Genomic DNA, 13,968 nt, shown 5'->3' on the forward strand with positions numbered 1-13,968 from the left:
TTTGTTTAATTAAGGACCTATCGTTCTTTCTTCCATTACCTTCACAAAAAAATCCGGCGGGCCGACCTGCCCGCCCTTCAGACAAAGCTCCAGACCATTCAGCGCTTCATCCTCTGCGTACACCTTGCATAATGGCCCGCCCGGTACGAGCGGAGCTTGCAGCTCCATCGCCATGATCCCGAGCTCCTGGATCAAATAGCCCGACGTGTCGCCTCCCGCCACCAGCAGCCTGCGGAGCTGGCAGAGGCCGATCAGCTTCCGTGCCATGCGCCCCAGCCTGCTTCCGAGCAGCTTGCCCGACTCCGACGGCTCGATTCCTGCGTCTGCCAGCTGCTGCTTCAGCAGCGGAATCGTATCGTCCTGCGGGCCGAGGGAAGTGTAGATGATGACATTCCGCCCTGTCCGCAGCGCTTCCGCAGCTTGATCCATCAGCCTGCTCTCCACTTCCTCAGCCACCGATGTATCGGTATCGGCCAGCTGCAACACCGGCGCTCTCAGGCCGATAAAGCCGTGGTCCAGCGCATAATGGATCTGCCCTTCGGTTACCGGTGAGCAGCTTCCGGAAAGCACAAGCAGCGGCTGAGGGTTCTGCCCGCTGAAGTCCCCTTTGCCGGCAGCCGCCGGTGCTGGCGGGGCAGGAGCGATCAGGCCCTGCTCCTTCCAATAACCGGCCAGCGCGTATTCCACGCCGGAAGATCCGGCAGCGAACAGAGGCGGAGCTTCCGGGTTTTGCCCGCTCCCCTCCTCCTCCCTCATCGCTTCGTGCCACAGCAGCTCGCCGATCCGAAGCTGCATCGCATCGTCGATCACATCGAACAGCACCACGCGGCTTCCTGTGTTCAGCACCGACTCCAGTCGCTGCTGCACCGTCGTCAGCTCTTTGCTTTGCAAATCCAGCACAGACAGATGGCCGAGCCTTTTGTCCGTTTGCTTCGCCAAATGAAGCCGCAGATCGGCTTCGGCCATCGGCGTGACGGGGTGCCGCGACATGACCGGGTGCCGGTCGAGCCGATGCACATCCCCCATGGAATAGGCAAAGTGATGGCCGAACACCGTGTACCGTCCCAGTACCGGGACCCCGGCAAGCACGGGAACAAATCGGCGCTCGCCAAATACGGCAAGCCCCAGCTCGATCGCCTTGCCGATGCTGCCGGTTTGGGGCGATGAATCGAAGGTCGAGCATACTTTGTAATGCACCATGCGGGGCTTGAGCTTATGCAGCGCCTCAAACACCGGAATCAGCTCCTGCTCCATCGCCTCCGGCGATAAGGAGCGGCTGATGCCCGCGACGCCGACACATTCGACGTGCGGAAACCGTTCAACCAGCAGTTCCGGCGTTGGAGGCTCAAGAAACAGAACGGTTTTGACGCCGGATTTGGCGAGAGCCTCCATCGCATCGGTCGAGCCGGTAAAATCGTCCCCATAAAAGGCAAGCAGCACGCCCTGCGGCAAGCTTGCGGACGTCATAACTTCTCTTGGGGCGGAAGCTTCTTGTTCCATCGCAGGCAGCACCTCACTTTTTCCCATGATTGCCGCCGAATTTATCTATTGCCTGCTGCAGGCTGGCGTGCTCCCCGGCATACGTTTCCAGTGGCACATCAGCCAGCGCGGCTTCCCAGGCGAGCTTCATACTCTCTACCCCTGCAGCCGTTCCGCCCGGATGGGCCAAAATACCGCCGCCAGCCAAATGAATCACATCCGTCGTTTGCAGCGCACGGTACGTCGGCCCTGCGGTAAGCGCCGACTGGCCTGAGGACAACACAGGCATCGTCAAGTAACCGGATTCCCCCAGCATCGGGGTTAAGCATCCTTGTGCAGAGCGGATCACCGATTCGTTGCTCTCATAAAATTTGCTGTTCAAGCCGTTCACATGCAAATGATCCGCACCGGCTAATCGGCACAGCTTCTGGTAGGCCATACCATCGATGCCGAGCAGCGGGCTGCGCGTCATATAGCCGAATTGATTGCGGTGCCCGTGAATCGGCACTTCGCTGAACCGGTTCACATAAGCCAGCCCTGTGAAGCCGATGCTATTGATGCTGACCATCACGCACGTTCCTTTGGCCCGAACGACATGATCGTGGTTCCGCTTCATCTCCTCAATGTCACCTGTAATGTTGAAGGCGTACATCACTTTTTTGCCGTTACGGTCCGCGGCCCGTTCCAGCTCCTCCATCACGGCCTGCGCTCTTTGCTCCAACGGGGCAAAGGGAGGGTTGGCATTCAGCTCATCATCCTTGATGAAATCGACTCCGGCATCCGCCAAATCGCGTACCATCACGCGAAGCTCGTCGATCGAAAGACCGATACTCGGCTTAATAATTGTGCCGATTAAAGGCCTGCCCTCCACACCGGCCAGCCTCCGCGTCCCTTCGATGCCGAAGCGGGGGCCGGTATAAACGGAGGTGAAGGAGCTGGAAAACTCCAGGTCCATCAGCCGTAATCCGGAAAATTCCTGCAGCTCGTACAGGTTCCCCGCTACGGCGGACAAGAGATTGGGCAGCGACGGCCCAAAATTGTGGGTCGGGAATGCCAGCACGACCTCCGCCCGATTGTAACCGCCCCCGGAGAACGGGCTGGACGTAGGCCGTATGGCTCCCGGCAGCGACGGGGCATCGACCGTCCCGAGCGGCTTTACGCTCACGATCCGCGCGCCATGACGGCTGCGCAGCGTCTCGGTCTCCCCCGGCACCGCCGTAAACGTCCCGGTTGATTGCTCGCCGGCCATCACCCCAGCGGCTCGCTCCGGCGCAAGCGGCGTCTCGATCAGATACGTCGCGAGCACCTCCTCGCGCCCAAGCGGCTCCACATGCGCGAGCGACGGCTCCTGCTGCCGGATCATGGCTGCACCGCCGCGTTCCGCTCAAGCTCCGCCTTCACGGCGAGCAGCCCGAGGTGCGGGCTCGAGAGCACCGGCTTGCCGATCCGGTCGGCAAGCGCCCGCTCCATGCGAGCCATCGAGCCCTGGGCGAGCACGAGCGCATCACAGTCGGGCGCGAGCCGCTCGGCGGTCTCAAGAATGAGCCGGTCGTGGTCCTCCGGACGACCGTTGATCAAGGCGTGGTAGGCGCCGTCCGCCAGCCCGTCCACGACCTGCACGGCGCGCCCCTGCCGCTCCGCTTGGCTTTGCAGCAGCCGCACCGTCGGCGTGAGCGTGGAGGGCAGTGTGGCGATAACGCCGATGCGCCCGAACCGGCTGACCGCTTCGGAAGCCATGCTCTCGTCAATTTTGATAATCGGAATATCAAACATCGGGCGGGCATAATCAGCCACCTCTCCCACGGAGGAGCAGGTGTTCAGAATGAGGTCGGCCCCCATATCCGCCGCCTGCCGGTAGTAGCCGATCAGTCTTCTTGTAATGGCCTTGGATACGGTGCCTTCCCGAATGACATCGTGGATCAGCCCGTCATCGATAATGTTAATAAGCCGGTACTCCGGCATCAGCTGAGTAAACAAATTTTTTACCGGGTCGGCCAAGCCTTGCCCCGTATACACTGCAACGACGGTTTTCATCTTCCATTCCTCCTTGGATAAGCGTTTTGGCATTTGGCCTCGACTCCACTAGAGCCCTTCCTTCTACCAATACAGCTCTTTCTCTAACCGGCGGTAATCCCCCTGGCGCATCGGAGCCGTATCGAAGATTTTACGGTTATTGTAGAACGGATGCACCACGCCTTCCGGCGACAGGTGGACCACATCATCCCCGCGCCATTGCGTAATGAACTGTTGTCCTACAGCCTTCTCTACCGTCTGCTGATGACTGAGCGGGAATGTAATCGTGATGCGCTCCCCTTCACTTGCAGCCCCCAGAGACAAGTACCGCTGCTTCACCCACATGCTCGGCTCGGCGCCCGATTGGTGCCTCACCTCGCCGTTCAGCTCGCGCGCGGCCTCAACCTTCGCATAGCCGGCCCATTCCGGAATGCGCACCCTCAGCCGCTCCACCGGACGGCGAATGTCCAGGACAATCTTGCCCTCGTACGGCAAGTAGCTGTGAACATCCAGCCACTGCGAGCCTCGGCTCAGCAGGAAATTAACGCTTACTTCACCTTTATCCTCGGTTACGATATGGCTCCAGCCCATAAACAGCCCGCGTGTCCCTGAACCGATGCAGCACGTTTGCAAATCGCTTGTATGTCCCCGGCCGTGGGCAACATCACAGCAGAAATCGTTCGGCGCCGAATAGCCTGCGAAAGCCCCGCGCACCCGGTCTGCCACGTGGAAGTGCGACATCAGGCCGACATCGTCCAGCGACTTGTCATCCTTATCGCGTACCCAGCTCAGATCCAGCAGCTGGGATTCGGTCAAATGGTTGCGCAGGAACCGCTCGACAACGGACCAATATTCCGTATAGCCGCTGCGTGCCAAGGTAATTCCTGTTGCGATCAGGTCGACCAGCGAGCAGGTTTCGTGCTCGTACGCCTGCTCGTGCATGTCTCCCGGCGTCCAGCCGAAGGAGGTGCACCAGGTCAGAGCCCAGTCGTAGCTTTTTTTCACGAACTGGATCAGAGATGCATCATGCGTGTGATAGCCGAACCGGGCCAATGCATCAAGCGTGCCGATCCGGGTATGGAAATGGCCGCTGCGGTAAGCTAGCGAATCGTTGAAGCTGCCGTCCGAGTTGAATACGCCGCTGCGGTGCACGATCATCGCCGAGAAAAACTCACACAGCTCCAAGGCGTCCCCGTTGCCCGTCACCTCATAGTATTTCAGCAGCGGCATCACGAGCCGCCCGCAGAACGCCGCCGGATCCGGCGCAAGCCTCAGCTGGATCGCATTATTGGAGGGCCATCCGCCCTCCTTGTATTCGGAGTTCGGGTAATACCACACGTCCCGCTCCTTCACCGCGATCCGTTTCAACGCAGCGACATGCTTGTCAGCCGCCTCCTTCACCTTGCGGTCGCCCGTCGCCATATACCAGGAGGTCAGCGCCAAAATAACCGCACGCTGGTCAATCATATTGGCATTCGGTTCCCAATTCGTCTTCGGATTCAGTTGACGGTAGCTGAGTCCATCCTCCTTGAAAAAGCTGAGCAGGTTGCTGCGGTAGCGTTCCTCTACCTCCAACCCGTCTGTAACTCCCGACATATGGCGTGCCAGCACCAAGGCATCCACCAGGCGTCCATGGCTTGAGCCATAGTCCCAATCGCCATGCCGCATGAAAGCGGGACTTTCCATCAGATTCGCGCTAAAAAACGGGATGCCCCCATGGTCCTCATCCGCAATACGGATGATCGCGTTCAAAACATGCTTCGCCCGGTCCTCCAGCAGCAAGGTATCCGGAATCCATTTATCGGTCAGTTGACTCATCTCTACAGCTCCTTTTCTCTTATCCCAACGGTACAGCCCAAGGCGAAATTCAGGAAGGACTCTGCCGCTGCCTTAGCTTCGGCTTCCGCCCCGACTTTGCCTTAACCCGTCCGGTGCTTATATTCGCCCGGCGTCATGCCGACAGATCTTTTGAACACTTGACTGAAATAACGATAATCCTCGTAGCCGACAAGCGTCGAAATTTCAAAATATTTATAATTCGTACGCTCGAGCAGCTCCTTTGCTTTTTCGATCCGGTACTCGGTGAGAAGATCGCTGAAGTTTTTGCCTGTTTCCTTCTTGATCAGCCGGCTTAAATAATCGGGATGCATGTGGTATTTTTTGGCAAAGTCACTCAGCGCCAAAGGTTTATCATAGCCGCATACGATTTCCTGCACGATGCTTTCCGAGATGCTCAAAAGTCTGGACACGGCAGCTTGGGATAACAACGATTCCCGGCCCAGCTCCTCGCGGGTCCTGGTACCCGAAGCCCTAGATTCCATACTTTCGGTACAAATGCCTCTTCGCCGAAGCTCCTCTATGGCCCTTGCGAGCACCTGCGTCAGCTCCGTCTTTTTGACAGGCTTGAGCACGTAGTCGAAGGCCCCGTACAGGATCGCTTCTCTCGTATATTCAAAATGCGAGAAGCCGCTGACCACGATGATCAGCAGGTCAGGCAGCTTTTCCTTCAGGAGGCGCAGCAGCTGCCGCCCGTCCATCCCCGGCATCCGCATATCCATCAGCATCAGATGCGGCTTCTCGATCAGCGCCTGCGTATACGCAGCCTCGCCATCCGCCGCTTCTCCCGCCGGCTGCAGCCCGAGTCCTTGCCAATCGACGGCCTTGACGATGCCCTTGCGCACCCATATTTCATCATCCACGATCATCAGCTTCGGCATGCCCTCACCCTCCAAAACGAAAAATCAGCCTTTCAACGAACCGGCCGTCAAGCCGTCGATAATATACTTTTGAAGAAATAAATAAATAACTAATACCGGCGAAATCACCAGCACCATAAACGCAAATACAAGACCCCAATTCGTGTTATACTGCGTCACAAAGCTATAGATAGATAAAATGATCGTCCATTTCGTGCTGTCGGTGATCAGATAAAACGGCCCGAAGAAATCGTTCCACACCGACATCATCACGACGATGGTTACCGTCACCAGCACCGAGATCAACAGCGGCAGCACGATCGACGTATACAGCCGGAAGTAGCCGCAGCCATCCAGAACGGCCGATTCATCCAGCTCCCTGGGGACGGACTTCATGAAGCCCGTCAGCAGGAAGATGGCGAAGGGCAGCAGCACCGAAGCATAGTAAAGCACGATACCCGGGTACGTATTGTGAATGTGCAGGTCCATCATCAGCTTGATCGTCGGAATGATCGATGCGGGAACGATCAGCCCCATAATGAACAAGTAGTACACGCCGCGCAGCAGCTTATCGTTCCGCCGCTGAATGACGAAGGCCGCCATGGAGGCACATATATTCACGCACAGCACGACCAGGCCCGAGATGAAGAAGCTGTTAAAAAAGCCCCTGGCAATGTGAGCCGATTTCAATACCTCGGCATAATTGCCGAACACCCATTCCGACGGAAGCGACAGCGAGAATAGCGCCGCTTCCCGGACATTTTTGACCGAGTTGATGCAAATCATCAGGAAGGGTACGATGACCAGACAGGCGAGCAGCACTGCCGTCAGCTCCAAAGCCAGACGCGTCGTTTTTGCAGATTTCACATCTCCAGCTCCCTTCTGCGAAGACCGACCAGAACCGGGATGCCGACCGCTGTGATCAGCAGGAACAAGACGACGTTCACGGCTGTACCGTACCCGTAAATCCCTGAGCTGAATGCGCTTAAAATATACGTATTAAACACTTGTGTCGAGTAGCCCGGGCCACCCCGTGTCAATACCATGACCAATTCGAATACTTTCATCGAGCCGATCAGCGACAGCAGGAAATTGACCGTGAACGAGGGAGCCAGCAGTGGAAACGTAATATTTCGGAACCGCTGCCAAAAGCTCGCCCCGTCGATTTGCGCCGACTCCGTCAAATCCTTCGGAATGATTTGGAGTCCAGCCAAATAAATGACCATCGCGAAGCCCGATAGCCGCCATATGTCGGTCACAATGACCGAAAACAGCGCGTAGGTCGGATCGTTTAACCAGTCCTGGGCCAGAGCGCCCAGCCCCAGCAGCCGCAGCGCATCATTGACCAAGCCGTTGTCCGGGTGGTACAGCGCTGTAAAAATATAGCCGGTCACAATCGGCGCAATCACATAAGGCAGAAAAAATACGGTGCGCAGCACATTTTGCAGCCGCAGCTTGGCATTGAGCAGCAGGGCCAGCGAAAGCCCGAACACATTTTGGAAAATCGTGACGAAGAAGGCAAACACGATCGTGTGAACGAAGGCACCGATCATTTCCTTATCCGCCAGCATCGTCCTGTAATTATCCAAGCCGATGAATTGAATCTGCTTGGCGTGAATGTTCCAGTCGGTGAAGCTGTAGTAAATGCCCATCAGCTTGGGTGAAACGGCGAGCAGCAAGTAAATCAGAAGTGCAGGAAGGACGAAATAGTAAGGGTATTTCAATGCTTTTGCCATGGTCTTAGTCCCTTGCGTCCTTCTTAGAAGCCAGGAAGCTTCTTGTTGGCGCCGTCCTTCCGGTATTTCTCGTCAATCTGCTTCACTGCGTCCGCCACATTGCCGTTAATAAACATGCCTTGCAGTATTTTATCGTAATCCACCATGGACGCTGTCAGACGGTTCTTGATGTTTACCTGTACCTTGCCCGCCTGCGTATACTTCACGACATCCTCCTGGGCTGGATACAGCTGGGCTGTCGCTTCCTTATACACCGGTACGCCGGGATTCGCTTTGTACCAAATGTCGAGCGCTTCCTTGGACGTCATGAACTTGACCAGCTCTACGGCAGCTTTCACCTTCTTGCCGTCTTTCGGCACCATCAGCTGGTTCGGCGGCGTGATGGTGGCTACGCCCTGATCCTTATCGGATGGCATCGGGAAAAATCCGACCTTCGTGCGAACGAAATCGTCGCCGAACTTTTTGGCGAGCGCCGGCAGCATGCTTTCCAGCTGGAGCACCATCCCTACCTGTCCTTTGCCGAATAAATCCTGCTGTTCATCGTAGCTTCCGGCGAGAGGGTTGTTCTGGTAGTAACCCTTGCTCTTCAGATCATATTGTCTTTGGAACACGTCCTTCAGCTGCGGAATGTCCGCCAGCTTCAGCTCGTTGCGCTCCAGCTTGTCGGCCCCGTCCTTGCCGATGGCCGGGTCCACGAAGGTCGACCAGGCCGCCAACGAAAATACCTGCACGGGCCAAGCGTCCTTGACCGCTTCATACATCGGCGTCACACCCGCCGCCTTCAACTTATCCATGATAGTCAAGAGGTCCGCGTAGTTGTTCGGCACTTGAAGGCCGAGCTTCTGGAACAGCTCCTTGTTGTAGTAAAAGCCCATCCCCCCGGAGGAGCCCCATGGAATCCCGTATACTTTGCCGTTCAGCGTCTGGAACTGCTTGATACTGTCGGTTACCCGGCCGAGCACCTCATCGTTCGTAAAGTCATACAGCTCCTCATCGGCACGAAACTTCACATACTGCTTCGTCCCTGGATCCATATAGAACAAATCCGGATAGTCCTTCGTGGAAAACCGAGTCAGCAGCAGTCTGCCGTAATCCTCACCGCTTGGGAGCGCCTGGATCTCCACCTTGTTGCCTGTTTTTTCTTCGTATTTCTTAAACATATCGACGTACGGCTGCGTTGTTGTCGTGTTCGGCACAACGAAGGTTAGCGTCACCGGCTCGGCCTTCTTGGCCGTACCTGAGGCTGTGCCGCCCTTTGTGCTGCCCGGCGAAGGCGAGGTCGGATCCCCGCTGCCGCATGCCGCCAAAGATAATCCCATCATGCCGCTAAGTATCGCAGCTCCATACCGTTTCCATCTCATCTCATTCATCCCCCTGAACTGTATTGGCTTCCATCTTTAGTGTAATGGTAAGCGTTTTCAGGTTGAATCCATGAATCTGACTTCTTTTGTTTGCGGTTCTGACATTTGTGGAGCTTCACCTGCTAGGCTTCTCTAGGCAGCCGGATACTCACCGTCGTGCCGGCTCCCGGTTCACTAGAGAAATGCATCGCGTAGCCGGAGCCAAACTTCAAGACCAGCCGGGCATGGACATTCAATAGCCCGATCCCCATCGAGCGAATCCCATGCATCGCTTCGTGGTCGCGCTCCACCGCCGCCAAAGCCTCGCGGATTTGCTCGAGCTTCTGTGCCTCCATCCCGACGCCGTCATCCGTCACGGCAAAACAAATCGAGCTGTCCTCCGTCCAGCCACGGATGCGCAGCACACCGTTTTCCCGCTTCTTCTCCAAGCCGTGATAGATGGCATTCTCCACCAGCGGCTGCAGCGTCATCTTCGGAATCGGGTGGCCGGGCAGCTCCTCTGCAATGTCCCACTCCACCGCGATCTTCGATCCGAATCGAAGCAGCTGGATCGTCAAGTAGTCCTGAATATGCGCAAGCTCCTGCCGGATCGTGACCATCTCTCTGCTCGTCGTGCTGTAGCGGAACATATCCGCAAGCGATGTCGTCATCAGCACAATCTCCTCCGCGTCGTAATAATCGGCCATGGAGCGGATACTATCGAGCGTATTGTACAGAAAATGCGGGTTGATCTGGGAGTAGAGCATTGCCAGCTCGGCCTCGCGCAGCTTCAGCTGGTACACGTACTTCGTCTTGATCAAGTGCTCGATTTCATCCACCATGGCGTTGAAATTGAGCGCGATTTTGCCGATCTCATCCTCCCGCCCTACCTGCGCCCTGACAGCAAGATTTCCCTGCTTCACGGCGCTGACCGTCCGGTACAAAGCAAGAATCGGCTTGGTTAAATACGAGGAGAAGAGCACCGACAAGCCCGCTGTTACAACCAGGACAGCCAGAGCGATAACCCAGATCGACTGGCGTATTTTGATCGAGGCTTCGAATACCTCACGCTCCGGCGTCAGCATCAGAATGGACCAGCCGGCTACCGTTGAACGGACACCCGTCACAAGCCATTGCTGCGAGTTGACGTCGAGCCACACATTTTCCGCATCGGTCGATCCGGGAACCGCCGTTTGCGTCCAGAGCGTCCCCGGCTGTGCCTCCCCTGTGGAGTACAGCACCCGCTTTTCCGCATCCAGCAGCACGACCTGACTGGAGCTCCCTTGGCTCGATAATCGGCTGATCTCGGCGATCGAATCGAAGGTATATTCCGCCCGAATAATACTGAACAAGTTGCGGTTGCTGGATAGATCCCTCACCATGATGGAGGCTCCGAACAAATACCGGTTCTCCCCCCGGAACGTATCCGGGTAAGCTCCGCTAAAATATACCCGTCCGCTTTGCGTCACCGTCCGGCGAACCCAATCTTCCGTCCGAAAGCTGCGCTTCAACTGGTCCGGGTTCAGGCCCGCCGTTTGATAAATCAGCTCCCCGTTGTTCAGAAAAATATAAAAACCCGCTAAGTCCCGCTGCGGCGGCACATAGAAGTTTTTGGAGAAAAAATCCCGCATGCTCTGCTGAAACTGAAACCTGCGAGCGTCGTCCAATTCGTCGTACTGATTGATATTGTCGATAAATTCCGTGTTGTAGTAAGGGGACAAGAGCTTGTTCTTCACCTGCTCCAGCTGGAAATCCAGGTTGCGCTGAATTTGCGACACCGACTGCTTGTGGGCTGCTTCCACCTTGTCTTTCTGGGATGTGTAAGCATAGTAGTAGGAGACCACTCCGATGGAGAGAATGCTCGGGATCGTAATCAGAAGAAACGTGACGAACATCTGGTTACGGATCGTACGAAACGGGTAGTTGAGTCGAAGCGCTGCCTTGTGCCAAAAAACCGATTTCATCCGATTCCCTCCGCTTTATGGAAGAGCCCCGCCGGTTAGCGGGACCCTAAGCTTTCAGCATGTGTGCAATCACGTTGAGACAGGCAATGACGGTGCCATCCATTTGCTTTCAAATTGGTAGGTACCCGAACCGATCCGGTACGCACGGCTGCCGTCCGCCAAGCCAAGCTCCTCCGCTTCCGAAGGAACTCCAGTTGCCTGACCCGGCAGCATAACGGTCGCATGCGTATTCACCGGTACGGTCACACGTAAAGTAAAGCGTCCCTCCGGTTCGAGCGTCCAGGCCGATTCGATCAGCCCGTAGCCGGATTCAACACTGGCTCGGACCGAAGACAGCTTGCCTCCCGGATGCGGCTGGAACAAAATATGTTTAAACCCGGGCTGTGCAGGATCGACATCAATCCCCGCCATATACCGGTACATCCATTCCCCGACAGAGCCGAGCGAATAATGGTTGAACGAATTCATTTCCGGCGTCTGGAAGCCTTCCGTATCGGTCCAACCGTCCCAACGCTCCCAGATCGTTGTCGCTCCGTGCTTGACTGAATACAGCCAGGAAGGGAACGTATCCTGGTGCAGCAGTGTATACGCCAGCGAATCGAGCCCATTTTCCGTCAAAGTGGGCAGCAGGTAGCCGACGCCGAGAAAGCCTGTGGATAAATGATCGCCATTGCTGCGGATCAGCTCTTCCAGGCGCTTCACCGCAAGTGCCTTTAAGCCCTCGGGGAGCAGCCCGAAATAGAGCGCAAGCACATAGACGGTTTGCGTATCCCCCTGGATCATGCCCGTCGCCGGATTCACGTAAGCGTTGACGAAGGCACGGCTGATCTCGCCGTACAGCTCAAAATAATGGCGTGCGTCTTCCTCGTGCCCCAGCACCTCTGCAATGCGGGAGAATAACAGCGTGCTGTAAGCGAAATAGGCAGTCGCCAGTACATCCTTCGGCGTGTCCGCGTTGATCGATAGCCAATCCCCGTAGTTCGCGTAATCCGGACGCACCAATTGATTGCTATTCGCCTGAAGGTAAGCAATCCAGCGCTTCATGGCGTCATAATTCGTTTCCAGAATTCGGCGATCCTCGTACATTAAATACAGCGTCCATGGGATAATGACACCCGCATCGCCCCAGCCGGCATTATCCGGCGCGAACCATTCCACATGCTCCTGCTTGAATTCGAACCAATTGGCATCGGGAGCAACGTCAGGAAAGGCTCCTTCCGGCGATTGAAAATCGGTCATATCCACCATAAACTTGGCGAAAAAGCGCGCCACATCCATATTGTACGAGGCGGTGCGGATAAAAATCTGCGCGTCCCCCGTCCAGCCGAGACGTTCGTCCCGCTGCGGGCAATCCGTCGGAACGCTCAAATAATTGCCGCGTTGGCCCCAGCGAATGTTGCTGATCAGCTGGTTGACCATCGGATCGGACGTTTCCAGCGATCCGACCGGCGCAGTGTCCGAATGGACAACCCGGCCGATGACCGTATCCGGCTGCGGTTCACTTGGAAGCCCCTCCACCTCTACATAGCGGAAGCCGTGGAAGGTGAAATGCGGCTCGAACGTCTCCGTTCCTTCCCCGCGTAAAATATAAATATCCTCCTGTACGGCTCTGCGCAGGTTTTCCGTATACAACGTGTTGTCGTCCTGAAGCATTTCCGCATGGCTTACCTTGATCCGGGTTCCGGCAGGGCCCGCCACCTTCAACGCAACCCAGCCTACCATGTTCTGACCCAGGTCGAACAGGTGCGTGCCCCGCGGGGTACGCCATATTTTTTGCGCCTGCAGCGACTCCGTCACACGAACGGGCGGATCGATTTGCGATACGAGCTTCCCTGTATATGGCTCCAACGCTTCCGCCTTCATCCAACCTGCTTCCTGGAAGCCAGGCCGTGCCCAATCCGGCCATGCGGACCGGGCATCGAACGTTTCCCCCATCAGCAGGTCGGAATAGTGAAGCGGTCCCGTACTCATCGTCCAGCTGTCATCCGAAGCGATGATCCGGGTGGTGCCATCCTCGAATTCCAGCTCCAGCTGCAGCAGCAGAGCCGGGTTCGTGCCGTAAATACGGCGCCCCATCATCCCGACATGCCCGGCATACCAGCCGGTGCCAACAATCGCGCCCAATGCATTCGCTCCTTGACGGATGCTTGCGGTCACATCATAGGTTTGGTATTGGGTACGAACGTTATAATCCGTCCAGCCCGGAGCAAAATAATCTTCACCGACGCGGCTTCCGTTCAGATGCAGCTCATAGACGCCCAGTGCCGTTCCATAGAGCATGGCGCGCTTGACCGCGCTGGCTGCCGTGAACTCCTTACGGACATAGAGGCCTGCCGGAAGCTCCGAATCTTCATCCACCCTCCGGCCGATCCATTGCCCTTTCCATTCGGTTTCATCCAGCAGCCCCATAGACCATTCACCGGTCTCACTCCAAGCGGAAGCAGTGCCTTCGCCGTCCCAAATCTTCACCTTCCAATAATACGAACGGCCGGATGAAAGCGCCGGACCGCTATATTCCACCTGCACGGATTGATCGGTTTCGACTTTGCCGCTGTCCCATTGATCGCCGGCGTCCTGCTCCAGCTTTTCCTTCGACGAGGCCACCAAAAGCTGATAAGCCGTCTGAACCTGCCCCCTCACATCCGACTCCAGCAGCCAGCTGAACCGCGGGCGCTGGGTATCCAGGCCCAAAGGGCGGTCCATCGATTCCACCCGAGGGCGGCGAATGCTGATACTCATG

The 13,968-nt window shown here is 56.7% G+C and carries 10 protein-coding genes; all 10 read right to left on the bottom strand.

The genetic code is table 11. The features are described 5' to 3' along the window. Positions 1-9 precede the first annotated feature (9 nt). The gene (locus CF651_RS04850; RefSeq protein ID WP_245855700.1) at positions 10-1,527 is read right to left on the bottom strand and encodes a four-carbon acid sugar kinase family protein; all 1,518 of its coding nucleotides are present in this window, start codon (positions 1,525-1,527) and stop codon (positions 10-12) included. Then, positions 1,514-2,842 (bottom strand): ribulose-bisphosphate carboxylase large subunit family protein, encoded by a 1,329-nt coding sequence (locus CF651_RS04855; protein ID WP_094013730.1) that lies wholly within the window; start codon positions 2,840-2,842, stop codon positions 1,514-1,516. Before CF651_RS04855 ends, CF651_RS04850 begins: the two co-directional genes overlap by 14 nt. Next, positions 2,839-3,546 carry an aspartate/glutamate racemase family protein gene (locus CF651_RS04860; RefSeq protein WP_245855701.1) on the bottom strand — a complete coding sequence of 236 codons (708 nt, stop codon included), beginning with the start codon at positions 3,544-3,546 and terminating at the stop codon, positions 2,839-2,841. The genes CF651_RS04855 and CF651_RS04860 overlap by 4 nt, the downstream gene beginning before the upstream one ends. Before the next feature lie 30 nt (positions 3,547-3,576). Beyond that, the gene (locus CF651_RS04865; protein WP_245855702.1) at positions 3,577-5,310 is read right to left on the bottom strand and encodes a glycoside hydrolase family protein; all 1,734 of its coding nucleotides are present in this window, start codon (positions 5,308-5,310) and stop codon (positions 3,577-3,579) included. A 101-nt stretch (positions 5,311-5,411) separates the two neighbouring features. Next, complete coding sequence (locus tag CF651_RS04870) at positions 5,412-6,209, bottom strand: response regulator transcription factor (protein ID WP_094013732.1); 798 nt, start codon at positions 6,207-6,209, stop codon at positions 5,412-5,414. Between the two features lie 24 nt (positions 6,210-6,233). Then, on the bottom strand, positions 6,234-7,055 hold the full coding sequence (locus CF651_RS04875; RefSeq protein ID WP_094013733.1) for a carbohydrate ABC transporter permease: 822 nt from the start codon (positions 7,053-7,055) through the stop codon (positions 6,234-6,236). Continuing rightward, positions 7,052-7,924 (bottom strand): carbohydrate ABC transporter permease, encoded by an 873-nt coding sequence (locus CF651_RS04880; RefSeq protein WP_094013734.1) that lies wholly within the window; start codon positions 7,922-7,924, stop codon positions 7,052-7,054. The genes CF651_RS04875 and CF651_RS04880 overlap by 4 nt, the downstream gene beginning before the upstream one ends. Positions 7,925-7,947: 23 nt before the next feature. Beyond that, positions 7,948-9,285, bottom strand: a complete 1,338-nt coding sequence (locus CF651_RS04885; RefSeq protein ID WP_179232688.1) for an ABC transporter substrate-binding protein — start codon at positions 9,283-9,285, stop codon at positions 7,948-7,950. Positions 9,286-9,407: 122 nt separating this feature from the next. After that, the gene (locus CF651_RS04890) at positions 9,408-11,228 is read right to left on the bottom strand and encodes a cache domain-containing sensor histidine kinase (RefSeq protein WP_094013736.1); all 1,821 of its coding nucleotides are present in this window, start codon (positions 11,226-11,228) and stop codon (positions 9,408-9,410) included. 69 nt (positions 11,229-11,297) lie between these two features. Then, entirely contained in the window at positions 11,298-13,967 is a 2,670-nt protein-coding gene (locus CF651_RS04895; RefSeq protein WP_094013737.1) for a glycoside hydrolase family 78 protein, read from the bottom strand. Position 13,968: the final 1 nt, after the last annotated feature.

This window comes from Paenibacillus rigui, from assembly GCF_002234615.1.
GTDB lineage: Bacteria > Bacillota > Bacilli > Paenibacillales > NBRC-103111 > Paenibacillus_S > Paenibacillus_S rigui.

What these genes read in the sequence shown, in the direction of transcription:
- CF651_RS04895 (WP_094013737.1), bottom strand. Translation starts at nt 13,967, where the DNA reads ATGAGTATCAGCATTCGCCGCCCTCGGGTGGAATCGATGGACCGCCCT.
- CF651_RS04850 (WP_245855700.1), bottom strand. Translation starts at nt 1,527, where the DNA reads ATGGGAAAAAGTGAGGTGCTGCCTGCGATGGAACAAGAAGCTTCCGCC.
- CF651_RS04855 (WP_094013730.1), bottom strand. Translation starts at nt 2,842, where the DNA reads ATGATCCGGCAGCAGGAGCCGTCGCTCGCGCATGTGGAGCCGCTTGGG.
- CF651_RS04885 (WP_179232688.1), bottom strand. Translation starts at nt 9,285, where the DNA reads ATGAGATGGAAACGGTATGGAGCTGCGATACTTAGCGGCATGATGGGA.
- CF651_RS04865 (WP_245855702.1), bottom strand. Translation starts at nt 5,310, where the DNA reads ATGAGTCAACTGACCGATAAATGGATTCCGGATACCTTGCTGCTGGAG.
- CF651_RS04870 (WP_094013732.1), bottom strand. Translation starts at nt 6,209, where the DNA reads ATGCCGAAGCTGATGATCGTGGATGATGAAATATGGGTGCGCAAGGGC.
- CF651_RS04860 (WP_245855701.1), bottom strand. Translation starts at nt 3,546, where the DNA reads ATGCCAAAACGCTTATCCAAGGAGGAATGGAAGATGAAAACCGTCGTT.
- CF651_RS04880 (WP_094013734.1), bottom strand. Translation starts at nt 7,924, where the DNA reads ATGGCAAAAGCATTGAAATACCCTTACTATTTCGTCCTTCCTGCACTT.
- CF651_RS04890 (WP_094013736.1), bottom strand. Translation starts at nt 11,228, where the DNA reads ATGAAATCGGTTTTTTGGCACAAGGCAGCGCTTCGACTCAACTACCCG.